Origin of the sequence: Sphingobium sp. CCH11-B1 (assembly GCF_001556865.1) — a bacterium.
Taxonomy (GTDB): domain Bacteria; phylum Pseudomonadota; class Alphaproteobacteria; order Sphingomonadales; family Sphingomonadaceae; genus Sphingobium.
Genome location: NZ_LSJY01000004.1, coordinates 23522 through 46093 on the forward strand (window position 1 = coordinate 23522; position 22572 = coordinate 46093).

Genomic DNA, 22572 nt, shown 5'->3' on the forward strand with positions numbered 1-22572 from the left:
TTGCGGAAGAAAGGGTCCGCGCTTTTAGATGGCGCATCGAGAAGAGGAGAGCGACATGGGCAGTGCCGGGCAGGAAGAGGCCGCGCGCCGTAACATCATCGACATTACCGACCTGCATCACCCCGTGCTAACCGATGTCCAGAAGCAGGTAATCGCCGGGGCCGAAGCGGCGGCGGACCAGATCGTGCTGAAGCCGACCGCAATCCTGGCTGCGGCGCAGGCGCAGACCGGGCTGTCGGATTTCGGCGCGGAGGATTTTCGCGAGCGGCTGGCCGTCTGGTGCCAGGCGGTGGACGAGGACGACAACGCATCCGCCGTCACGCGCGCCAACCTGTTCCAGATGATGATCCGCTTCGCCGCGACCCGCCTGCGGATCGAGGACATGGTGAAGCGCCACCCGGAGATATTGGACATCCAGATCGACCGGCCGATCATCGTCGCGGGCCTTCCCCGATCGGGCACGACGCATCTGCTCGGCCTGCTGTCGGCCGATCGCCGCTTCCGCTCGCTGCCCTGGTGGGAAGCGATCGCGCCGGTTCCCGCCCCGGACGAAACCCCGACGGACGAAGACAGCAATCCGCGCTGGACCAAGGCGGAACAGGGCTGGCGGATGATGGAATCAATCCTGCCTTATATGGCGATCATGCACGAATTTTCGCCCGATCATATCAGCGAGGATATCGAGCTTCAGGCGGTCGATTTCTCCTCCTATCTGATCGAGTGGCTGGCGCATGTGCCGCGCTGGCGCGACTATTATCTGAGCCACGACCAGTCGGGCACCTATGCCTATCTGAAGAAGGGCCTCCAGGTCCTGACCTTCCTGAACGGACCGAACCGATGGGTCATCAAATGCCCGCAGCATATGGAGCAGTTGCCCGCCCTCTATAAGACCTTTCCCGACGCTACCTTCGTCCTGACCCATCGCGATCCGGTCGGGTCCATCCGGTCCCAGCTCACCATGTACAGCTATGCGGCGCGCATGTTCCGCAAGACGATCGATATTCAAGAGCCGCTCGGCTACTGGCCCGACCGCTATGAAAAGCTGCTCCGCGCCTGTGTGCGGGATCGCCACATCCTGCCCCCCGACCAGACGATCGACGTCTATTTTCATGACTGGATCAGGAATCCCGATCCGATCCTGAAGGAGATTTATCGCATTGCCGGCATCCCGCTGACCGATGAGGCTCTAGCCGACCTGCACGACTATCTGGCCGAACATGGCGAGCAGGCCAAGGGCAAGATCGTCTACGATTTGGAGCGCGATTTCCATGTGACCGGCGAGGAATTGCGCCGCCCGTTCGCTTTCTATTTCGAGCGGTTCCCGGTGCAGGTCGAGGTGAAATAGCAGAGTTCACGACCTGCCTTTCGACAGGATAGAAATCACCGCCCCCTGATTAGAACGGGGTATTACTTTCGATTCCACCAGAGGAATGCCATGCCCGAATTGAATGTCATTACCCGTGACGGCGCACAGCAGACGATCAATGCATCCGCGGATAGCTCGGTAATGGAAGCCATAAGAGATTCCGGTTTCGATGAGTTGCTGGCGCTGTGTGGCGGCTGCTGTTCCTGCGCGACATGCCATGTCTATGTCGACCCCGCCTTCGCTCAATCCCTGCCCCCGGTATCGGACGACGAAAGCGATCTGCTGGATGGATCGCCGCACCGCAACGACTATTCACGCCTGTCCTGTCAGGTCATGATGACGGAAGCCCTATCGGGCCTTACGATCACCATCGCTCCTGAAGACTGAGCACAACACCAATCCTGAATGTATGAGAGAGGACTATCGTGGCCTGGAAAGAAGATATTCGTGAACAGCTGGACGTGTCGGATTCGACCGTGCTGACCGACAAGCAGAAGCAGATGGTCAAGCATTGGACCGACCTGCAGGAAACCCTGAACGCCGGCGATTTTGACGGCATGGATCGGTTTTTCCATCCCGATTTCCGGTACGGCAACCCCAACCGGCCGGATCTGGGCACCTATGAAGAGTGGAAGACCTCGCCGGTCGCGCTCTACAAGACCTTCTTCCCCGCCGCTTACAAGACCATCGACGCGGTCGGCAAGGGCGACGACGAGATCTGGATCTACGCCACCCACTATTGCAAGCATGTCGGCGGTCCCTATATGGGCGTGCAGCCGACCGGCAACGAGTTCCAGGTGAACTGGTTCTCGATCGTCAAGTTCAAGGACGACAAGATCGTCAGCATCTTCAGCATTTCCGACGTGCTGACCATGCTGAAAGACATCGGCGTAGTGGAAGTCCCTCAGCCGGTCGACCCCTACAAGTAAACAACAGATGTGCTACTGTTCTTCTTCCGCTCCGGTCAGGCGATCGGCGGAAGGAGGGCAGCGAGCAGGAAGGCGGCCAGCCTGTCCGCATGTTCGGCGGCATGGACATCATCCACTTCCCGCCCAGCCCCCAGCCGTTCCTGCATCGGCACGGCGCAGAAATAATAGCCGACCCCCTGCACCAGCAACGCCATCAATGCGGCCGTCGACAAGCCATGAACCGGCCGCTGGAGCCGCACCGCGTCGAGCAGGCCGTCGAGCCGTTTCTGGAACGGCAGCACGAAATGTTCGACGATATGATCCAGCCGCCAGGTCGAACGGCAACCTTCCACATTGGTCAGCGACACGATATCGCCATTGTTCGTCGCCCAGAGGCAGAAACGCTGGATCAGATGGCGCAGCCGAACTTCCGGATCAGCCGGTTCGTCAAAAGCGGCTTCGACGAAGGGCGAGGCCTGCGCCATCCGCCAGTCGACCGCGCGTACCCACAAATCTTCCTTCCGGCCAAATCGGACATTCAGGAGATTATGACTGACCCCCAGCCGCTTCGACAGATCACGCAGCGTCGTGCCCTCATAGCCGCGTTCCGCGAAGGTCGCGAAGGCCAGACCCAGTAGCTTGTCCTCGTCCACGGCCTGGGCGGCATTGAGCGCGGGGCGACCGCGTGTGCGCTGGGGGCGATCGAGCATCAGCAAATCCATAGCGAAAAGACGTTGACATATAAATTGTCATCCGTCAATTTAATCGAAAGGAGAGTGGATAGCGCTATGAGTCTCGATTCTGATCTTTGGTGGGCTGTCGCACGGTCCGAGGAAGTGACCTCTCAAAAGCCCCTGTCCGTCGACATCGGCGATCAGCCGGTCGTGTTGTGGCGCGACAATCAGGGTATCGCCCGCGCGCTGGAGGATCGCTGCCCGCATCGTCGCGCGCCTCTGTCGCTCGGCTGCATCCGGGACAATGGCCAGATCCAGTGCGGCTATCATGGCTGGAGCTATGACGGCGAGACGGGGCGGCTCAAAGAAATCCCGAACATGAAGGATCAGCAGAAATTCCCGCCGATCTACAAGGCCAATGCCTTTGCGGTGACCGAACAGGCCGGCTTCGTGCGGGTCTGCCTCAACCCCAAGGCGCAGGCGCCGCTCAGCGCCGACCCGAAATATACCTATGTCGGCACCGTCAACGTCAGTTGCAGCCATCAGGAATATCTCAACGCTCTCTATGATGACCCCAGCCTGATCCTGTCGATCCGTGGTGTCCGCTTCAGCCCCTATCTGATGTCGGAACTGCACGAGGAAAACGGCCTGCTGGTGATGGAGCGCAACTGCCAGTGGCATCCGCTGCATTGGCCGTCGCACTTCGTGGCCGAATTTCCGCTCACCCTGCTGACGCGCACCCATCCGCTGACCGGCGAAACGCAACTGACGCTGCGTGACGACCAGTTTAACGATCTGCTCCATGCCGTCCTCTCGCCCGTGCCTTCGGCGCGGGGCGTGACGGCGGTACGCTGGCGCGCCGAACTGGGCGTGCGCCATCCAGGTGTGCGGGGCGCCGTGCTGCGCGGGATCAATCCGTTGTCGGTTCTCGCGTCGGTTGACGGATCGAAATTGCGCGCCACCAAGCCCACCGTCTCGCTGCATGGCGAGGATTTGCGCAAGGTGATGCTGGAAACCACGCCAGCGACCCATGATCAGACCGTAGCGGCCTGAAGGAGGATTTGAAGATGCTCGAAACCGCCGATCGTCCCGTCTCGCACGACGACAATTCCGCCGCGCCATCGGGTGGCAGCCCGATCGCGCTGAATGCCATCAACCGCTGGGTGCCGCATAATCTGGTGATGCGCGACAGCTGGTTTCCGGTAGCGCATGATTATTCCGTGACCGGCAAGCCCGTCCGTCGCGCCGTCTATTCACACCCCATCTTCCTGTGGCGCGACAATGGCGTCGCCGTGGCGAGCGAGTTCCATCCCAATGAGCGGATCGCCCGCGACAAGAGCGAGTTCACCAACGCCCAGGGCCGCTATCCGGTAATGGAGCATTATGGCGTCGTCTGGGTATGGTTCGGCAATCCGCTGGCCGCCGATCCCCGCCATTTGCCCAGCCTGCCCTTCCTCCCGCCCAAGGGGGGCCTGCCGCGCCACATGACCGCGACCGTCCGTTTCGAAAGCTCAGCGCCGATCAGCCTGGAAAACCTGATCGACCTCACCCATGCCGACTTCCTGCACGCCGATGTCGTCGGCGACGAACGGTCGGACAGCGAGACAGTGGAAACCTTCTACGACAGCGAGACCGTCACGATGGTCCGCACCTGCGTCAACAAGTCGGTCGCGCCGGTGATGAAGTTCTTCAGCGGTATCAAGCAGCCGACCCAGAATGTGCGGCAGGTGATCCGCATCTATCTGCGTTCGCACTGCGCCATCGCCTATGGCCGGTTCAGCCCCGGCGACGATGTGCCGCTGTTCCACCCTTGCACGCCTGAAACGCGGGACCGCACGCGGATGGAAATGGTCATGAACACGTCCAACGCGGGACTGATGTTCCGTCATGTCATGCCCAAGGCAGGCTACAAGGTGTCGCGGCAGGACAGCTATATGACGTCCCCGCAAAGCCCGCGCTACATGCGCCATACCGACCGCAAGGACCTGCACAGCAAGTTCGACCAGGCCGGGCAGCGCTATCGCATGGCGATGATGGAGCTTGCGGACCGGCAGGCGAATGGCGATTTCGCCTATCGTGACAATGTCAGCGCCGATTGCAGCGACATCATTGGCCTGCGCAAGGAACTGTTCCAGTTCTGATCTGATCTCTCCCCATGAGCGGACGGCAGCGTCCGCTCTTTTTTCTTTTCGGAGACGCCATGTCCACGCTCGTCAATGCCGTCGGCGGTGAACGCCGCTGGTGGGCCGTCATGCCTACCCTGCCCGCCCCCGCCATGGCGGGCATCGGCCAGCAAATGGAACAGGCGGGTTTCGAAGGCTGCTTTTCGCTGCAGATTTACGGGCCGCCCTTCGTGCCGATGGCCGCTACCGCCGCGCTGACCGACAGCCTGAAGGTCGGCACGGGCGTCGCCATCGCGGGAACGCGCAGTCCGGTGGAGACCGCTTATGCGGCGATGGACGTCGATCGCATTTCCAATGGCCGTTTCGTGCTGGGGCTGGGCTCCAGCATCAAGAGCTGCGTCACGGGCATGTATGGGGAGCCGGAACGCAAGCTGCTGTCGCACCTGCGCGAAAGCGTCAAGGTCATCCGCTACGTCATCGCCAACGCGCATAAGGGGCTCGATCCGGTCGCAGGGGAATATTTCTCCGCCGATTTCGAGGAAATGATGCTGACCGCCCCGCCGGTGCGGGAGGAAATCCCGATCTGGATCGCAGCACTGCAGGACAAGATGACCGCGCTGGCGCTGGAGGTCGGCGACGGCCTGATGGTCCATGCCCTCTGGTCGGCAGCCTATACCAAGAGCCGCCTGCCTTTCATCACCGACACGCTGGCCCAATATGGCCGCAAGCGCGGGGATATCGAAATCAACGCCTGGCCGTGGATCGCGGTCAATGACGACAAGCAGAGGGCGATCGACGACAGCCGCGCCACCGTTGCGGCCTATTCGGGCTACAAGGAATATGAGCCCTTCTTCGAGGCGATCGGCTTCGGCGATCAGGCCCGCGCCTGCCAGCTCAGCCTGGGCGAGCATGGCGATATCGGCAAGGTCATCGGCAATGTTTCCGACGATATGGTCGAAGCCTTCGTGACCTGCGGGCCGGTGGACGAAGTGCTCGAAAAGATCGAGCCGTTCTGGGATGTTGTGGATTCGCTTTGCCCGATGACCCCCTATCGGGACCTGACCATGGAGCAGTTGACCGACTATAATGCGGGCCTGTTCAAGCTGGTGGCGACCGCCCGAGCGCGCGCGGGCATGGTTGCCGAACCGGCGTAGCAGCCTGCGGCCCTCTCAGAAGTTGAAACGGCAGAAGCCGGGATCGGGATATTCCTTATCCCGGCTTTTGCCGTTAACCCGCCCGAAAAGGATCATGCCAGCACCAGTGTCTCGGCCATGGCTTTGCCCGCGATGAAGCCGGTCACCATGGCCGGGCCGACATTGCAGCCATGGGCCGGCGACTTGCCGCGCCAAATGGAATTGGCGTCGAGTCCTGCGGCGAACAATCCCTCCACCGGCGCGCCATCGGTGCCGATCACGCGGCACTGCGCGTCGATCTTGAGGCCCACGGTCGTCGACCCGTCGCCCGGATGGATTTTGATGGCATAGAAGGGCGCGGTTTCCACCCGGCCCAGGCACGGGTTGGGCTTATGCTTGGGATCGCCGATCTCGATGTCGATCTGCGTGTCGCCCTTGCCGAAATCCGGATCCTTGCCGGTCTCGGCATAGCGGTTCATCTTCGCGACCGTCGCCATCAGGCCATCGACGTCCACCCCGATCTTGCCGGCCAGTTCGCGCAGGCTGGGCGCTTCCGTGACATAGCCCGCCGCGATCAACTTTTTCAGGCCGCCACCGCCGGGATAGACCATGCCCATGCCATATTTCTTGATGAAGGCGGCGTCGCCGATGATGTGGGCGGGCACGGTGCCGCTCTTGTGCATGGCCTCCACGAAATGGACCGAAGCCTCGTTCCCGAACCGCTCGCCCTTGGCATCGACCGCGATGCAGCCGGGCTTCGACATGTCGATCAGATGGGCATAGCGCGCGACATAGCCGTCCGGCCGCGTCATCTTCGACACCACGGCCCAAACCGCATTGACAAGATTGTCGCCGTCCAGCGAAGCGCCGGCATCCAGCCCCATATTCATCCCGTCGCCGGTATTTTCATAGGGGAGGATCGAGACATGCTCCTCGGCATAAGGGATGTAAGCCTTGCGCAACTGCTCGCTGGCGGAAAAGCCGCCCGACGCCAGAAGCACGCCGACCCGCGCCGCGATATCCTCGCCATTAACGCGCACACCGGTCACGCGGCCGGCCTTCACCAGCAACCGATCGACGGCGGCGTCCTTGCGGAGCGTGACGCCGGTATCGATCGCCGATCGGATCAGCCGCGCCGCCAGCGCGTTGCCCATGGTCAGCCGCGTACCGCGCGGATAGCGACGAACCTTATCCAGGCCGAACTTCGCGGCCAGCTTGCCGAAATGGAACAGCGACTTGGGCGAGGGCATTCCCGCCAGATAGGGTAGATCGAACAGATCGATCATGAAGCCGCCCGGCGCATTGAACTCCTCGCGCGCGGGACGAAGATCGGCGAAATGATCGCCCAGTTTCTTACCGTCATATTCCTGCGGCGACAGCAGGCGGCCATGATCGGCCGCACCGGGGACTTCCGGATACCAGTCACTACTGGGCGGCGAGAGCAGGAAATGCACCTGGCTGTTCTGGTCCAGCCATTCCACCATTTCCGGACCGGCATCGAGATAGGCGTCGATCAGCGCGGGATCGGCCGTCGGTCCGATGACGTCCAGCACATATTGGCGCGCCACGGCGCGGCTGTCCTCGACACCGGCCGCCCTGGCCTGCGGACTGTCGGGGATCCAGATGCCGCCGCCCGAAACCGCAGTCGTGCCACCGAAATGTGCGGCCTTTTCCAACACCAGAACCGACAGCCCGGCAGACGCGGCCCTGATCGCTGCCGTCATGCCGGCCGCGCCCGATCCCACCACCACAACATCATATTCGGCCATCAAGTCCTCCCGATCCTTCTTTCGAGAACCAAGAGGGAAAAGCGCAGCCTTCCGCGCCTTTCCCCCGGCAGGTTTTCAGATTTTGGGCATGATTTCCTCGGCCACCCATTGGAGCCGATCGAGATATTCGGTCAGCCCGGATATCCCCGGCGGCAGAGGAACGATGGTTTCATTGACCCCCAATCCCTTCAACCAGCCCACCTGATCGATGACCTTCTGCGCATCCCGCGTTCCGGGCGCGCGCGGGTCATCCATGATCTCGTGATGGGCGCCGACGTTGAGCATTTCCAGTGCAAAGAACAGATCGATCGGCCGCCCGTCATATTCCGGCTGCGAACGGATGAAATCGAGGCATTCGGGGAATTTTTCCGGTGGCGTACGGAAGGGCGACCAGCCATCGCCGAATTTCGCCACCCGCCTGAGCACCGGTTCGGCGTCGCCCCCGAGCCAGATCGGCAAGCGCGGCTGCTGCACCGGCTTGGGCGCGAAACCGACATTCCTGAACCGAACGAATTCGCCTTCAAATTCGGGCTTTTCCGACGTCCACAATTCGATGATCGCGGCGATATACTCGTCGGCCATGCGTCCGCGCTGGTGGAAATCGACATTCAGCATGTCGAACTCTTCCTTCAGCCAGCCGACCCCGAACAGGGCCGTGGCCCGCCCGCCGCTCAGCCAGTCGAGGGTCGACCAGGCCTTGGCCTGAACGATCGGACTCTGCAGCGGCAGGATTGACACCGAGGAGCTTAATTTCATCGTCTTGGTGCGGCCGGCCAGGAAGGAGAGGGCAACCGTGCCATGGACATAATGGTCGCCTGACAGGCCAATATGATCTTGCGGAATGATGAAATGTTCGCCCAACATGCACTTGTTGAAGCCCAGTCGATCGGCCGTCGCCATCGCCTGTCCGATGTCGTCCCCGGTCAGGCTGTATTCCCAAGCTTGCGTCATTGCCGCGACATGCATGCTGTTGGGCACGCCCACGTTCAGTTTCATCGACCGATCCTCCCTGATTTCCAGATCGGCAGGTAGAATGGCCGGGATCGGTTCGACCACACCTTCCCTTGGGAAGGATAGCGCCGGTCAAGATTTCAGTCTTGCCGCGCACATATCATGCAGTTCAGCCAAATCGGCGGGCGTGTCGATATCGAAGCCAAGAGCGGCCCGTTCCACGATCGCGGCCCCCGGACGCTGCTGCCTGTGGGGCGTAAGGCTGTCCCGTCCGAAGGCGAAGCGGAAGGGGTTGGCGTCCCGGAGTGCCACCGCATTTGTGCCGCGGCCGTGCCGATCCGGCGCGAAGGCACAGCCGCGATCGTCAGCGGCAGTCAGCAAGGCCTGGACGTCTTGCACCGTCAGATGCGGCAAATCGGCATGGATCACGAGCAAGGGGCGATTGCCCAATTGCGCCCGCGCGCTCTCCAACTCTGGATTGAGGCCTCTGCCGCTGTCGGGCAACCAATGCGACGGCCATTCGGATACTTCCGTCGGCGCAAGAAGGTATAGGGAATTGATCGCATTCACATTGGACAGACAGGTCATGACCCGCGCGGCCATCGCCGACGCCAGCGCCATGCGTTCGGCCGGTTCCAGCGCTTCCCGAAGTCGCGACTTACTTTCCACACCCTGTTTCAAGGGGACGAGGGCAGCCCAGTCCGTCACGAACGAAAGCTGATCGCGAGATCGAGCGCCGCCTGCGCCACGCGAATCTTGTCATCCGGGGTCGTCATCAGGGTCGCACAACGCCCAACGACAATGTCCGGCGCCTCGCAACGGTCTCCGTTATCGATCAAGATGGCGTCGATCAGCCCGGCATAATGCCGGGCGATGCTGTCATTATCGACCGCCATGCTCAATTCCTGCATCAGCTTGGCGGTCGGGCCCTTGACCGCCGTGCCGCCGACAAGTGGAGACACGGCGATGACGGGCGCCTTGGTCTGTTTGATCGCGGAGCCTATGCCGGGCACCGCCAGTAACGGATCGATACTCAGAAATGGGTTTGATGGGGCCAGCAATACAGCGTCGGCCGACTGGATCGCCTCGATGACGCCCGGGGCTGGAACGGCGTGCGTGGCGCCCTCGAACATGATGTGTCGCACGGCCGGCGCGCAACGCTGTTCGACGAAATAGCGTTGAAACTCAAGCCGTCCCTGGTCCGTAACCAATATCGTCGCGAGCGCCTGGTCGCTCATGGGCAGTATCCGGGTGGCGATGCCCCACTGGGCGGCAAATCGCGCCGTGATCTGCGACAGGCTCTGCCCTTGCGTCAGGGCATGGGTCCGCGCCACATGCAGGGCCAGGTCGCCGTCGCCAAGCTGAAACCAGTCCTCCCCGTCCAATTCGCGAAGGGCCGCCATGAAGCCCCAGCTTTCGCCTTCCCGCCCCCAACCCTGCGCGCCATTCGCCTTGCCGGACAGCGTATAGAGCAAGGTGTCGATATCGGGCGAAATGTGCAGCCCCATATGCCGGAAATCATCCCCGGTATTGACGATCGCCGTCAGCCCCTCGCCCGCCACGATGCGCGACAGACCCAGAACCAGCTTCGCGCCGCCGACGCCACCGGTCAGAACAACGACGCGCTTCATGCGAACAGATCTTCGTGAACGGGGCGCACCAGATCAGCGGCGGGGCGAGCCGGGCCGGTCAGCGGGCAACCCCGCACCAGCGCTGCCGGTATGCCTTCCGCGCCTTCCCCGGTGGCGAGGCAGGCGGCCGTCGCGACGATATCGGCCAGGGCGACCTGGGTAACTTCAAGCGTCCGCCCGTCGCGATCCAGTTCGCCCCTTCGATCCTGCAACGCCGGCAATCCGGCGGCGCCGATGGCGACCGCCACCACGCCCATCCGCCAGGGTCGGCCAAAACTGTCCGAGATGACGACGGGCAGGCCCAGTCGGGCGTGCAGTTGCGACGCCGTTCCATCGGGATCGACCGGCAGGAGCAAGGCGCGATCGCCCTCCCCCGCCCCGATGTTGGACCGATCGATCCCGGCATTGGCCATGACATGGCCCAGCCGGTGCCGCGCGATCAGGACGTGGGGCACGGCGCGCAGGATGGCGCTGGATTCATCCAGCACCAGTTGCACCAGCCGCGCATCCTTGCGCGTGATATCGGCCAGGCGCTGCGCCTCTTCTCCAGGCTCCACATCAGCCAGCGACATGAAACGCCCCTCGGCCTTGGACACGATCTTTTGCGTCACGACCAGAAGGTCGCCGGCGTGGGGTTCAATGCCGCGCCGATCAAGCGCCACATGCAGAATGTCCGCCAGATCATCGCCCGGTCTGACCTCCCCAATTCCGGTCAACGGTACGATTTCGATCATCAAATACACCTCAAGCGTCGAGCGGGATCAAATCTCCTGTGATACGAATGCCCGCGCCGTCAACCTTATAGGTCTTGTTCATGAAAATGAGGATCGACGTCAGCGCCTCGGCGGCGGCGGAGTTTACCAGCGCGCCGCCGTGAAGCCCCCTCAATCCCATGGCATCGGCCAGCGCCACGATGCGACCCCGGGCATCCTTGTCGTCGCCGAAGACCAGTACGTCGCAGCCGACATCGATATCCTTGGCCAGCTTGTGCGCGGCGACATTGTGGAACGCGGACACGAGCGTCACGCCCTCTCCCAAAACCGCCTGCGCCTTTTGGGCGGCGGAGCCTTCGTCGGGCAACTGGACCCGCATCACCTTGGGCGGGACGAGGGGAACGGTCGTATCCACGACCAACTTGCCAACAACATGCGGTGCGATGTCGCGAAGTGTCGCCTCCTGCGCTGCGAAGGGCACCGTCACGATGATGATGTCCGCATTCGCGACGACATCCACATTGGCGCCGCCCCGCAGGCCATGCCCCAATTCCGCAGCGGCCTTTTCCGCACTTTCGGCGTTGCGCGATCCGATCGTAACAGGATAGCCGGCACGCGCCAGCCGCCAGGCGATTGCAGCGCCCAGATTACCGGTGCCGCCCACGACGGCGATGGCGGGAAGAGTCATATATTTTCCTTCAATGAAACTGGCGAGCGACGTTGCAGGTCGGTCACGATGGTTCAGCCAATACGGCGCGACGCGGCAGCACCGGCTCATAAAGCGTTGTGCGCTGGCGCACCGGGCGCCCGACGGATGCCGCCAGAGCCTGCATTTCCCTGGGACCGAATTCCTGCCCATTGACGCCACCGGCGGCCCGGGTGATCGATTCGTCCATCAGCGTGCCTCCCATGTCATTGGCGCCCGCCTTCAGAATCGCAGCGGCGCCCTCCGGCCCCATCTTCACCCAGGACACCTGGATATTGGGGATCACCGGATGCAGCGCGATGCGTGCCACGGCGTGCATCAACACCGCTTCGCGATAGCTGGGCCCCGATCGCGCCAGCCCTTTGCGCCATATCGGCGATTCCATATGGACGAAGGGCAGCGGCACGAATTCGGTGAAGCCGCCCGTCTCCTCCTGCAATCCGCGAATGCGCAGCAGATGGCGCGCCCAATGCTTATATTCCTCGACATGGCCGAACATGATCGTGGCCGTGCTGCGCAGGCCCACCCCATGGGCCACGCGCATCACCTCGATCCATTCGTCCGCTGTCACCTTGTCCGGGCAGATGATGGCGCGAACTTCGGGGTCCAGTATCTCCGCCGCCGTACCGGGCAGCGTGGACAGCCCCGCTTCCTTCAACCGCGCCAGATAATCCTCCAGCGGCAGGGCGAGCGTGCGGGCGCCATGCGTCACTTCGAGCGGCGAAAAGGCATGGATATGGATGTCCGGCGCGGCCTCGCGCACCGTCTTGAGGACATTGAGATAGGTATGCCCGTCATAATCGGGATGGATCCCGCCCTGCAGGCAGACTTCGGTCGCGCCGCGATCCCAGGCTTCGGCCGCGCGGCGTCCGACCTCTTCCATGTCGAGCCTGTAGGCCGGACCGCGCATGGCCTTGGTGCTGCCCTTGGAAAAAGCGCAGAAGCCGCATTTATAGAGGCAGATATTGGTATAGTTGATGTTGCGGTTGACCGCATAGGTCAGCATGTCACCCACGGCCTGCCGCCGCAATCGGTCGGCCCGCTCGACGATGGCGGCAAAATCATCCTGCTCGGCATCGAACAGGGTCACGATGTCCGCTTCGCTCAGCCGTTCACCCTCCTCCGCAGCGTCAAGGATGGACAGGATCGATCGGGAAGCGAGAACCGGCTCCATCACCATGGTGTCGGGCGCGGGATCGCCATGCCCCGCGGACCATTCGTCCACCTTGGGCAAGCCCCGCCCGTCGATGGCGCGCAGGATCTGGGTGGCAATGGCTGGCGCAGCCCAATCCCGCGCAGCAAGCGCATAACGCGGGCCGATGGCGAGCCGCTGCATCAATATGCGGCCTGCGGCCTTTGTGGCGTCCTCCAATATCTCCAGATGCGGCCAGGGCGCCTCCGGGTTCACATGGTCAGGAGTGACCGGCGACACCCCGCCCCAGTCATTGACGCCGGCCCGGATGAGCGGCGCCAGATCGACGCGATCATGGAGATTGGGCGGCGCCTGGATCGTCATCTGCGGCCCCAAGATGATCCGGGCGGCGGCGATGGACCAGAGATGATCGTCGAGCGACGGTTCGGCATGATCCGCCATGCGCGTCCCCGGCTTTGCCCGGAAATTCTGGATGATGACTTCCTGAATATGCCCGTAGCGGCGATTCAGATCGCGAATGGCGACGAGCGCCTCCACCTGTTCGTCGCGCGTTTCGCCGATACCGATCAGCAGGCCGGTCGTGAACGGCACGCGCGCCCGCCCGGCTTGCTCGATGGCGGCCAAGCGCAGGGCAGGCGTCTTGTCGGGCGATCCGAAATGCGGGCCGCCGCGCGCGCACAGGCGATCGGAGCTGCTCTCCAGCATGATACCCATGGAGGCGGCATGAGGCCGCAACTGCGCATAATCCTCGCCGATCATCAGGCCGGGATTGAGATGCGGCAGCAAGCCCGTCTCGCGGAACACCAGTTCCGCCATTTCGGCCAGATAGGACAGGGTCGAGTCATGCCCGAGCCCGCTGAGAGCCTCTCGCGCGGCGGCATAGCGGGCCTCGGGCCGATCGCCGAGCGTGAAGAGGGCTTCCCGGCAACCGGCCGCCGCGCCAGCGCGGGCGATGGCCAGAACCTCGTCTCTGCCAAGATAGGCATCACCCGCGCGGGCCGGCGTGGTGGCGAAGGTGCAATAGTGGCACACGTCGCGGCACAATTTGGTGAGGGGAATGAAAACCTTGCGGGAATAGGTCACGCGACGGCCATGCGCCGCCACCGTCATCGCCTCCGCCGCCTCCATCATGTCGCCGAGCGACCGGGATCGCAGCACCGTCGCGATGCCCACTGCTTCGTCTTCGCTCAGATACAGTAGATCCAGTGTCACATCATACTCCGCGCTCGGGCAAGCCCGCGAATGGTTTCTAGCGGCGCGGCGTGCCCGGGCAAGGCCGCGATGAAGGTCGAGACACCCATCGCCTCCATGCGCCGCAGCATGTCCACCGCCGCATCGATTGGTCCCGCCAGCGTATCGAAGTCCGCCAGAAACTCGGTCAAACCCAATTCCTCCATCAGGGCCACATTCCTGCCGCCCACGACCACATGCTCGGTCGGATCATAACGCGCGTGCAAGGCGTCGATCTTGCCGCGAAACTGCGTCGGGACACGCGCCAGGGTTTCGGGCGTTCGGAAGGCCATGCCGTTGACGACGATGAACGCCTTGAGATCGTCTATGGCCTCGGCCCGTGTGGGGCGGATCGAGGCGAAGGATACGACCCAGATATCGATCGACAGGGGATCGCGGCCCGCCGCCTGCGCGGCATCCCGGACGGTATCGATCCGGTCCTTCAGCGCGTCGAGATGGCGTTCGCCCGCGAACAATATGACGCCGTCGGCCTGCTCACCCGCCAGCGCCAGCGCCTTGGGACCGAAAGCGGAATAATAGATCGGAATCGGGCGAGCGAAACGGAGCGGTGTGATCTGCATGCCGTTCATCTGCGTTGGCCGTCCGGCGAACAGATCCCGCAGCGCCGCCAGTTCCGTTCGGATTTCCCGCTGCGTGGCGGGCGGGCGGCCGATCGCCATGACCGTGCTACCGCCCGTCGCCAGGCCCAGCGCCACGCGCCCGCCGGAGAGATCGTCGATGGTGCTGAGGGCGGAGGCCGTCACCAGCGGATGTCGCATGAAAGGCGAGGTGACCAGTGGCGCCAAAGTCGCTTTCGGCGCGTCAAGCGCGGCGAGGGTCAGCGACACGTAGAGTTCATGCCAACCCGCCGGCGAATCGCCCACGCTGATAAGCTCAAAACCAAGATCGGAGGCAAGACGGACCTCTTCGCGAAATCCGTCCAGCAGATCCCCCCACATGCTGCATATGCCGAGCTTCATGGTCATCCTCTCGAGAACTCCCTACGACCTGTCGTCTCGCTGCAAACCTGTCCTTGTAGAGGGGGAAAGGCGGGCAGGTCGCTCACCCCTCCCCTCTCACGGGCGCGTCAGAACGTGTATTTGGCCGTGACGCCCCACGTCCGCGGATCGCCGGCATAGACCGAACTGGTTGGGAAGGACGGCAGAAGAACGCTGGAAGCCGAGACATATTTCTCGTTGAAGAGGTTCTTCACATAAATGCCCAGATCAAGGCCCGTACCGCCTATCCCGCGCCAATCCAAACGCGCGTTGGCAAGTTGGTAACCCGGCAGCTTTTCGCCATTCTGACCGCCAAAATCGTCGGTCATGAACAGGTCGGCGTTGACCACCACATCGCCGTCTGCCGGGCGGATCGGCAGTGTCCAACTCACGCTGGCCGTGCCGGAGAAACTGGGCGAATATTTGTTGATCTGGCCCTCGCCCAGCACGATGGTCGAAGGCAGTCCGGCAGGAACGGTCAGGCTTTCCACCTTCACATTGGTATAGGCGGCATTAAAACCGACGGTGAGGCTGCGCACGGGGCTGATGGACGCCTCCAGTTCGACACCCCAGATCCGCAGATCGGCGACATTCGCGGCCAGGGAGCCGTTGGTCGGCGAATCCGGCGTGCCGTTCGGAACGGTCGTCTGCGTGTTCAGGAACTGAAGTGCATTCTTATATTTGCTGTAATAGGCGGCCAGATTCAGGCGCCCACGCGCGGACCCGACATGATAGTCATATTTGGAGCCGATCTCGACGTCGGTGATTGTTTCCTCACCCGTCTTCTGGAAGGGACGAAGGTCTGCGCAGACGCCTCCGGTCGCCACGCAGGCCGGATTCGTGCCGCCCGTGGTAAAGGGTGTTTCGAACAGCGGCGTGTTCACATTGACGCCCCGATAGCCCCGTCGCGACACGATATAGAGCAGCCAGTCCGGGGTCGCTTTATAGTCGAGGCCGATGGTCCAGCTCGGCTCCTCGCCCTTGTTGGATACGGTGCCGACGCCGTCGGCCAGATTGAGGGCCGCCGTGCTGAGGCAGGTGGATTCGTCGACATAGGTCGTGCCGATGGTGCCGCCGCAGGCCGACACCTTGTCCCAGCTGTAGCGAGCGCCGAGATTGAGCTTCAGCTTGTCGGTGAATTCATACCCGATCTGGCCATAGACCGCCCAGTTCTTGTTGCGGACGTGGGCCGTCACCGCAGGCGCCGGGACGCCGCCCACCGAAAATGCCGTGAACTGCGATCCACTGGGACCATCGGACTTATCATTATTAAAGAAGGCGCCGACGATGAAGTTGAACGAGCCAAAATCGCCTAGCAACTGGGTTTCATTTGTTAGATATTGCCGATCCAGCACGGAAGACGCCGTGAAAAGGGTAAACGGCACGGCCGAGGGCGCGGGAGACGGCAGACCCGTGGGGATTTGCAGTTGCGGCAGCCCGCCGGTGTTGATCAGCTGATAGCTGTAGTTCTTTCGATAACCGAAAATGTTGCGTAGCGTCAGATCGCCGAAGCTGAAGGACGTGTCATTGGTGATCGCCCTGGTCTTGCGATAGGCCGCGCCGCCGTTGATGCCGCCGTCGAACGACCCGCGACGATTGGCTTTCTGTGCCTGCAAAGCTGCCTGCACCTGTGGCTCGACAACCCCCAGGCCCAGCGCGGCAAAGGGGAAATTCTCGCGCAGCAGATAGAGACCGCCGGCGAGTTCGTCGCCTTTGAAATATTCATAGATGGTGGTGCTCTTGAGGCCCTCGAACGGCTCGACCAGCAGCGAGAACCGGTAGGCGTCCTGATGGATATTGTCGAATCCCGGGCCGCCGTCGAAGGCGATCGTCCGGGGGTCTTGACGACGGATCTGGCCTGCAGCGCGGAAAGCGACCTTATCCTCGATAATCGGGATATTCACCGCGCCTTCGAGTTCGCGATAATCGAACCGTCCATAGGTGCCCTCGACATAGCCTTCGAAGGCGTAGCTCGGCTTCTGGCTGCCGATCACGACCGCGCCGCCCAAAGTGTTGCGGCCGAACAGCGTCCCCTGAGGCCCCTTGAGCACCTGAATGCTGCCAATGTCATAGGTCGGGACGTTCGAGCCGACCGAAGGCAAAGGGGTGTCGTTGAGATAGATGACAACACCGGGAGTCACCTCGCCCAGGGGCAACTGGCCAATGCCGCGCAGGGTCAGCGCGACATTGTCCTTGCCCCCTTCGGAGGAGAAGGTGAAGCCGGGGGCGATCGTTTTAACGTCGCTTACCGTCTGGACGGTGCTGCGCTCCAGCGCCTCTGATGAAAAAGCGGAAATGGAAACCGAAACGTCCTGCAGTCGTTCTTCCCGGCGGCGAGCCGTGACAACTATGTCACCGGCATTCGCACTATCCGCCTGCGGCGCGGGCGAAGCGACGGACTGCGCCCATGAGGGAAATGCCACCGCTGCGGCACTCGCAACCAATGCCAATTTCAGTGCGGCCAATCGCATAAAAATCCTCCCAATCAATTAGTTTTCCCGTGCGACCTGCGTGCGGCGCAGGTCTGGTCGCCTGTGGCAAAATCGACATTAGTCGCAATTTACCACCTATCGCTGGACAGGATTTCTATGGATCGGATGTAATTGATCTGGATGTGGTATTTGCACCGCAGTGGCGCGACAAGCCGCCGCGCACCGGTCTTGCCGTTCGACATAGCCAGCGACCCGGCGAACGCCCCGCCCTGATCCAAGCACGTTTTCTACGGAGGCGAATGCCGCTGTCCTGGCGCGATCCGCGCCTTAAGACCAAGCCGCGATCAGGTCCGCCGCCGACGCGACGGACGGCTCGCCAATGGCACCCGCGTCGAGAGACAAGCGGGGCGCCGGCGATGGCTGGACCACTCCATGACGCTGTACGAAAGTCGCCCGCGCTTCATTATGCGCGTGCCGGGGCGCTTCCTCCATTGACAGAACCGGCGTCACGCAAGCGTCGCTCGCAGCAAATAGAGCGGCCCACTCATCCCGGCTCTTGGCCAGAAATGCCGCGGCAAATTCAACCTGCATCGCGGGCCAGCCTTCGCGGTCGTTCTGGTCATAACATCTGTCGGAGAGACCCAATCCGTCCACCATCTGGGCAAAGAATTTCGGCTCCAGACATCCTACCGCGACGTGCCGTCCGTCGGCGCATTCGTAACAGCGGTAGAAGGGCGCCGCACCATCCAGCAAATTGGAGCCGGGCGCATCTTCCCACAAACCCTTGGGCTGCCATGCGTAAAATAAGCTCATCAACGACGCGACGCCATCCGTGATACAGGCGTCGACGACCTGCCCCCGGCCCGTCCGTTGCGCCGCCAGCAGTGCGCTCAACAGTCCGAAGATCAGGAACATGGCGCCGCCGCCATAATCGCCTACCAGATTGAGCGGTACTGGCGGCGTACCCTGTCGCTCTCCCATCGCGTGGAGCGCGCCGGTGATCGACAGATAATTGATGTCATGGCCGGCCCGCAGCGCAAGCGGCCCGGACTGGCCCCAGCCCGTCATCCGCCCGAACACGAACCGCGGATTGCGCGCCAGGCAGACATCGGGGCCAACGCCGAGGCGTTCCATGACGCCGGGCCTGTATCCCTCGATCAGCCCGTCCGCCCGCTCGATCAATGCGAGCAACCGTTCCCGATCCGCGTCCTGCTTGAGATCGAGATAGGTCACGACCCGGCTGCGGTGCAGGATGTCCCCACCGACATCATCCCAGTCCCCCGCCGCGACCGATGGCGGCCGGGCGATGCGGACGATCTCGGCGCCCATATCGGCCAACAGCATCGCAGCGAGCGGTACGGGGCCGATCGCGTCGATCTCCAGCAGGCGAATACCGGTCAGGGGCCCGTTTTTTTTCGTCATCAGATATTCGTCCGGTCCGCGCCCTTGAGGTCCAGCATGGCACGCGCCTCATCGGGCGTGGCGATTTCAAGACCCATGCCTTCGACGATCTGCCGCGCAGTCTTCACCTGCTCCGCATTGGTCTCGGCGAGCCGGCCCGGGCCGCCCCACAGCGAATCCTCCAGACCGATACGGACATTGCCACCCATGGACGCCGCCATGGCGACAATGCTCATCTGACGCGCACCGGCCCCCAGCACGGACCATTCATATTGGTCGCCGAACAGCCGGTCGGCCGTTCGCTTCATATGCATGATATCGTCGGGGTGGCTGCCGATGCCGCCCAATATGCCGAAGCAGGTCTGGATGAACAGCGGCGCCTTGACGAGGCCGCGATCGAGAAAATATTTCAGGTTATAGAGATGGCTGGTGTCATAGCATTCGAATTCGAAGCGCGTGCCCAGCGGCGACAATGTGGTCAGTAGATGTTCGATGTCGGCATAGGTGTTCTTGAACACCAGGTCGCGCGATGCTTCGAGCGCGGCGGGTTCCCAGTCATGCTGGAACGACTTGTAGCGATCCAGCATCGGGAACAGACCAAAGCCCATAGTCCCCATATTGAGGCTGGCCACTTCCGGGGCGAAAGTTTGGGCGGGACGGATCCGTTCCTGCACCGTCATGGAGGGGTGCCCGCCCGTTGTCAGGTTCAATACGGCGTCGGTACGCTGCTTAATGACTTTAAGAAAGGGTTCGAACAGGTCGGGATTCTGGTCCGGCCGCCCATCGACGGGATTGCGCGCATGGAGATGGATGATGGCGGCGCCCGCCTCCGCCGCGCCGACCGCCGATGCCGCGATCTCCTCCGCCGTCACGGGCAGATAGGGCGACATGGAGGGCGTGTGGATTGCGCCTGTAATCGCGCAGCTGATGATGACCTTGCGTTTTGCCATGATATTTCCTTTCGCGCACATTGCGCCGGTCGCAGGTTGCGCGAACGGTGCAATCTATCCTTCGATAGGATATGGCGTGCGCTTCAGGGCAGGATGCCGAGCTGCCGCGCCCGCAGAACCGCCTGCGGCCGACGGCGCACGCCCAGCTTGTCGTAGATTTGCTGCATATACCATTTGACGGTGCCTTCGGTCAGGCCGAGACGGTCGCCGATTTCCCGGTTGCGCAGGCCTCCGCTCACCATCGTTAAAATGTCGACTTCCCGGTTGGCGAGGCGCCCGGTCAGGCCGAAATCATCCTCATCTTCTTCGTCCGCTTCGATCTGTGGTCCCCGCCTCAACATCGACACAAGGCGGACGGCGAAGCGATCAGCGGGCGTTTCCAGTTCCGGCCCCTGCGAATAGGCTTCGATGATGAGAGACGCGATGACTTCTCCCTCATCGACGAAGACCCGCACCCAGGCGGCCGGTTCGGCCATCTCTACGGCAGCGCGAACGGCCCTGCGCGCCTCGGACCGGTTGCCCTGAAGCACCGCGATTTCCGCCAGCAGCAATTCGAAGATCACGGCGGACCGGACCGCTCCCGCGCGTTTGACGAATTCCAGCCACCGATAGGCGACCTTGCGCGCTCGGCCCAGCCGATGGCGCTGCATCTCGATCCTGAGCCAGGCAATCGCGATATTCTCATTGCGCCGCGTCGGGTGCAGGGTGGGAATGGGTTCGCCGTCCAGTTGCGGATCGCCCGCCAGGAAATGCTGCTCCGCCTCGTCGATCTGCCCCGCCTTGATCAAAAGCCGCACCTCTTCAGCCACGATGAAGGAGCGCAGACGATCAAGCCCACATTCGATCGCCACGAGATGGGCATCGTTAAGCGTCGACAGCGCGCTGGGCAGATCGCCCCTTGCCGCCCGCAGGCGCGCGCTGACCAGATAGCCCGACGCCATCTGATCGGAAAATCCCCATTGCCGCACGACTGGCAGATACTGGTCCGCCAGTTCCGCCGCCTGTTCAAGGTCGCCTGCATCATAGAGCAGTTCGGCCAACGGCAACGCGGGCAGCGCGGCCAGACCGGAACCTGCGCCATGGATTTCAACAGCTAACGCGAAGGCCTCTTCCAGAAAGCGTCGCGCCAAGGGAATCTTGCCCTGCGCCATCATGGTCGGCGCGACCGAGGCCTTCAGGGCGATGGATGCGAAGGCCGAGCCGGGACGCGACAGCGCGCGGCTGGTTTCCGCCTCCAGCTTGAGCATGTCCTGAAAATGATAAAGTTCGCGCCGCGCCGACATGAGCTGCGCCAGCAAGGTGCAGCTGAGATAGGCATGGCTGTCGGCCAGTTCGGCGAGCAGCGGCTCCGAATCGGCCTCGACCCTGACCATGTCGTCTCGCGCCGCCGCAAGCATGACGAAGCGATGGCGGATCAGCAGGTCCAGTTGCTCGATTTCGTGCGCGGGCAGGGACTGGGCCTCGCGCTTCGCTTCACAGGCCTGCCGCGCGGCGGAAATCAGCCTGTCAGCCGAGGAAAAGGCCAGTTGGCGGATGCGTCTCCAGGCCAGCGCCAGGAGCAGATTAGGCCGTTCGGCCAGGATCGGCCAGGGCAGTTCCGCGCCGAGTTCGTCGATGCGGTAGAGATAGCCCGAATAGGTCAGTCCCTCCGCCAAGCGATCCAACTGGTCGGCGAGAAAAGCCTTGTCCCCGCTCAGCCGCGCATGTTCGATCGCCAGGGCAAGCTGGCCGGCTTCGGCAAAATATTCGCTCGCCCGTCGATGCATGACAGCAGCGCGGTCCGGTGCCCGATCGATCAGCCGGCCCAACACCATTTCGCGGAACAACCGGTGATAGGCATAGCGGCTATGTTCCTGATCAATCGCGTTCAGAAACAGGCCTTCACGAAAGACATGGTCCAGCATCGCGCGCGCATTTTCGTCGCCGGTTACCGCAGCGCAAGCGGAGGGCGTCAATTCATCGAGGATCGAGGTGTCGACGAGGAAGCGGCGGACGTCGTCCGGCTGCAAACTTAACACTTCATCATGGAAATACTCGGCAAATTCTGGGCGCAGGCCAGTCAGCCGGAGCTTGGCCGCGCTGTCGCTGGTGCGGCGATAGAGATCGCAGGCAATAACGATACCGGAAACCCAGCCTTGGGTATCGCCCACAATGTCCTGAAGTTCGCGCGAATCCACCGGCGTCCCGATAGACCGCGTGACCAGTTCCGTCGCTTCCGCCAAGGTGAAGGACAGATCGGCGACGCCCACTTCGACCAGAAATCCGAGCGCACGCATACGCGCCAGCGACAGGCCGACCGTACCGCGTGCGGCGATGATGATGGTCAATGCGTCGCGCGCGCTCGACGATAGTTGCGCCAGAAACTCCAGAATCGGCTTTGCCAGAAACTGCGCGTCATCCACAATGATAACCGGCTTTACGCTGCCCATCGTCG

General features: G+C 62.6%; 19 protein-coding genes. 6 read left to right on the forward strand and 13 right to left on the reverse strand.

Annotated features, from left to right (window positions below; genetic code table 11):
• The first annotated feature begins 28 nt into the window (after positions 1-28).
• The 3 genes from AX724_RS01270 (at position 29) to AX724_RS01280 (ending at position 2295) form a co-directional block, all read left to right on the forward strand.
• A complete protein-coding gene (locus tag AX724_RS01270) occupies positions 29-1345 on the forward strand; it encodes a sulfotransferase family protein (RefSeq protein WP_231736430.1) in 1317 nt (438 codons plus the stop codon).
• 90 nt (positions 1346-1435) lie between these two features.
• Positions 1436-1753, forward strand: coding sequence for a 2Fe-2S iron-sulfur cluster-binding protein (locus AX724_RS01275; protein WP_066762691.1), 318 nt, complete (start codon positions 1436-1438; stop codon positions 1751-1753).
• Positions 1754-1791: 38 nt separating this feature from the next.
• Positions 1792-2295, forward strand: coding sequence for an ester cyclase (locus tag AX724_RS01280; protein WP_009823722.1), 504 nt, complete (start codon positions 1792-1794; stop codon positions 2293-2295).
• 35 nt (positions 2296-2330) lie between these two features.
• On the opposite strand, the gene AX724_RS01285 is transcribed toward AX724_RS01280, so the two are convergent.
• The gene (locus AX724_RS01285) at positions 2331-2984 is read right to left on the reverse strand and encodes a TetR/AcrR family transcriptional regulator (protein WP_231736431.1); all 654 of its coding nucleotides are present in this window, start codon (positions 2982-2984) and stop codon (positions 2331-2333) included.
• 78 nt (positions 2985-3062) lie between these two features.
• Between AX724_RS01285 and AX724_RS01290 the strand changes: the two genes are divergently transcribed.
• From AX724_RS01290 to AX724_RS01300, 3 genes are read left to right on the forward strand one after another with little or no spacing between them, the layout of a single operon-like run.
• A complete protein-coding gene (locus AX724_RS01290) occupies positions 3063-4001 on the forward strand; it encodes a Rieske (2Fe-2S) protein (RefSeq protein WP_009823724.1) in 939 nt (312 codons plus the stop codon).
• Between the two features lie 14 nt (positions 4002-4015).
• Positions 4016-5089 (forward strand): aromatic ring-hydroxylating dioxygenase subunit alpha, encoded by a 1074-nt coding sequence (locus tag AX724_RS01295; RefSeq protein WP_062731378.1) that lies wholly within the window; start codon positions 4016-4018, stop codon positions 5087-5089.
• A 59-nt stretch (positions 5090-5148) separates the two neighbouring features.
• Positions 5149-6225: an LLM class flavin-dependent oxidoreductase gene (locus tag AX724_RS01300; protein ID WP_037544038.1), complete on the forward strand. Its 1077-nt coding sequence runs from the start codon at positions 5149-5151 to the stop codon at positions 6223-6225.
• 92 nt (positions 6226-6317) lie between these two features.
• Here the strand turns inward: AX724_RS01300 and AX724_RS01305 are convergent, their stop codons facing one another.
• The 12 genes from AX724_RS01305 to AX724_RS01360 all read right to left on the reverse strand — a co-directional run.
• Positions 6318-7973 carry an FAD-dependent oxidoreductase gene (locus tag AX724_RS01305; RefSeq protein ID WP_062731508.1) on the reverse strand — a complete coding sequence of 552 codons (1656 nt, stop codon included), beginning with the start codon at positions 7971-7973 and terminating at the stop codon, positions 6318-6320.
• 75 nt (positions 7974-8048) lie between these two features.
• The gene (locus AX724_RS01310) at positions 8049-8969 is read right to left on the reverse strand and encodes a TIGR03619 family F420-dependent LLM class oxidoreductase (RefSeq protein ID WP_037544041.1); all 921 of its coding nucleotides are present in this window, start codon (positions 8967-8969) and stop codon (positions 8049-8051) included.
• Between the two features lie 87 nt (positions 8970-9056).
• Positions 9057-9632: a 2-phospho-L-lactate guanylyltransferase gene (cofC, locus tag AX724_RS01315; RefSeq protein WP_082733356.1), complete on the reverse strand. Its 576-nt coding sequence runs from the start codon at positions 9630-9632 to the stop codon at positions 9057-9059.
• Positions 9629-10555 (reverse strand): 2-phospho-L-lactate transferase, encoded by a 927-nt coding sequence (cofD, locus tag AX724_RS01320; RefSeq protein ID WP_009823730.1) that lies wholly within the window; start codon positions 10553-10555, stop codon positions 9629-9631. Before cofD ends, cofC begins: the two co-directional genes overlap by 4 nt.
• Positions 10552-11289 carry a coenzyme F420-0:L-glutamate ligase gene (cofE, locus tag AX724_RS01325; RefSeq protein WP_066762717.1) on the reverse strand — a complete coding sequence of 246 codons (738 nt, stop codon included), beginning with the start codon at positions 11287-11289 and terminating at the stop codon, positions 10552-10554. Before cofE ends, cofD begins: the two co-directional genes overlap by 4 nt.
• A gap of 10 nt (positions 11290-11299) precedes the next feature.
• Positions 11300-11956 (reverse strand): NADPH-dependent F420 reductase, encoded by a 657-nt coding sequence (gene npdG / locus AX724_RS01330; RefSeq protein WP_066762695.1) that lies wholly within the window; start codon positions 11954-11956, stop codon positions 11300-11302.
• 43 nt (positions 11957-11999) lie between these two features.
• The gene (gene cofH / locus AX724_RS01335; protein WP_066762698.1) at positions 12000-14339 is read right to left on the reverse strand and encodes a 5-amino-6-(D-ribitylamino)uracil--L-tyrosine 4-hydroxyphenyl transferase CofH; all 2340 of its coding nucleotides are present in this window, start codon (positions 14337-14339) and stop codon (positions 12000-12002) included.
• Positions 14336-15343, reverse strand: coding sequence for an LLM class flavin-dependent oxidoreductase (locus AX724_RS01340; protein ID WP_062731383.1), 1008 nt, complete (start codon positions 15341-15343; stop codon positions 14336-14338). The genes cofH and AX724_RS01340 overlap by 4 nt, the downstream gene beginning before the upstream one ends.
• 101 nt (positions 15344-15444) lie before the next feature.
• Positions 15445-17826, reverse strand: a complete 2382-nt coding sequence (locus tag AX724_RS01345) for a TonB-dependent receptor (protein WP_066762699.1) — start codon at positions 17824-17826, stop codon at positions 15445-15447.
• Positions 17827-18114: 288 nt separating this feature from the next.
• Positions 18115-19209, reverse strand: coding sequence for a CaiB/BaiF CoA transferase family protein (locus AX724_RS01350; protein WP_066762702.1), 1095 nt, complete (start codon positions 19207-19209; stop codon positions 18115-18117).
• The gene (locus AX724_RS01355) at positions 19209-20138 is read right to left on the reverse strand and encodes a 3-keto-5-aminohexanoate cleavage protein (protein WP_062731510.1); all 930 of its coding nucleotides are present in this window, start codon (positions 20136-20138) and stop codon (positions 19209-19211) included. Before AX724_RS01355 ends, AX724_RS01350 begins: the two co-directional genes overlap by 1 nt.
• A gap of 83 nt (positions 20139-20221) precedes the next feature.
• Positions 20222-22572 (reverse strand): LuxR C-terminal-related transcriptional regulator (locus tag AX724_RS01360; RefSeq protein ID WP_066762721.1); only part of this gene is annotated, 2351 nt, incomplete at its 5' end.

What these genes read in the sequence shown, in the direction of transcription:
- AX724_RS01270 (WP_231736430.1), top strand. Translation starts at nt 29, where the DNA reads ATGGCGCATCGAGAAGAGGAGAGCGACATGGGCAGTGCCGGGCAGGAA.
- AX724_RS01275 (WP_066762691.1), top strand. Translation starts at nt 1,436, where the DNA reads ATGCCCGAATTGAATGTCATTACCCGTGACGGCGCACAGCAGACGATC.
- AX724_RS01285 (WP_231736431.1), bottom strand. Translation starts at nt 2,984, where the DNA reads ATGCTCGATCGCCCCCAGCGCACACGCGGTCGCCCCGCGCTCAATGCC.
- AX724_RS01290 (WP_009823724.1), top strand. Translation starts at nt 3,063, where the DNA reads ATGAGTCTCGATTCTGATCTTTGGTGGGCTGTCGCACGGTCCGAGGAA.
- AX724_RS01295 (WP_062731378.1), top strand. Translation starts at nt 4,016, where the DNA reads ATGCTCGAAACCGCCGATCGTCCCGTCTCGCACGACGACAATTCCGCC.
- AX724_RS01300 (WP_037544038.1), top strand. Translation starts at nt 5,149, where the DNA reads ATGTCCACGCTCGTCAATGCCGTCGGCGGTGAACGCCGCTGGTGGGCC.
- AX724_RS01305 (WP_062731508.1), bottom strand. Translation starts at nt 7,973, where the DNA reads ATGGCCGAATATGATGTTGTGGTGGTGGGATCGGGCGCGGCCGGCATG.
- AX724_RS01310 (WP_037544041.1), bottom strand. Translation starts at nt 8,969, where the DNA reads ATGAAACTGAACGTGGGCGTGCCCAACAGCATGCATGTCGCGGCAATG.
- cofD (WP_009823730.1), bottom strand. Translation starts at nt 10,555, where the DNA reads ATGAAGCGCGTCGTTGTTCTGACCGGTGGCGTCGGCGGCGCGAAGCTG.
- cofE (WP_066762717.1), bottom strand. Translation starts at nt 11,289, where the DNA reads ATGATCGAAATCGTACCGTTGACCGGAATTGGGGAGGTCAGACCGGGC.
- npdG (WP_066762695.1), bottom strand. Translation starts at nt 11,956, where the DNA reads ATGACTCTTCCCGCCATCGCCGTCGTGGGCGGCACCGGTAATCTGGGC.
- AX724_RS01340 (WP_062731383.1), bottom strand. Translation starts at nt 15,343, where the DNA reads ATGACCATGAAGCTCGGCATATGCAGCATGTGGGGGGATCTGCTGGAC.
- AX724_RS01345 (WP_066762699.1), bottom strand. Translation starts at nt 17,826, where the DNA reads ATGCGATTGGCCGCACTGAAATTGGCATTGGTTGCGAGTGCCGCAGCG.
- AX724_RS01350 (WP_066762702.1), bottom strand. Translation starts at nt 19,209, where the DNA reads ATGACGAAAAAAAACGGGCCCCTGACCGGTATTCGCCTGCTGGAGATC.
- AX724_RS01355 (WP_062731510.1), bottom strand. Translation starts at nt 20,138, where the DNA reads ATGGCAAAACGCAAGGTCATCATCAGCTGCGCGATTACAGGCGCAATC.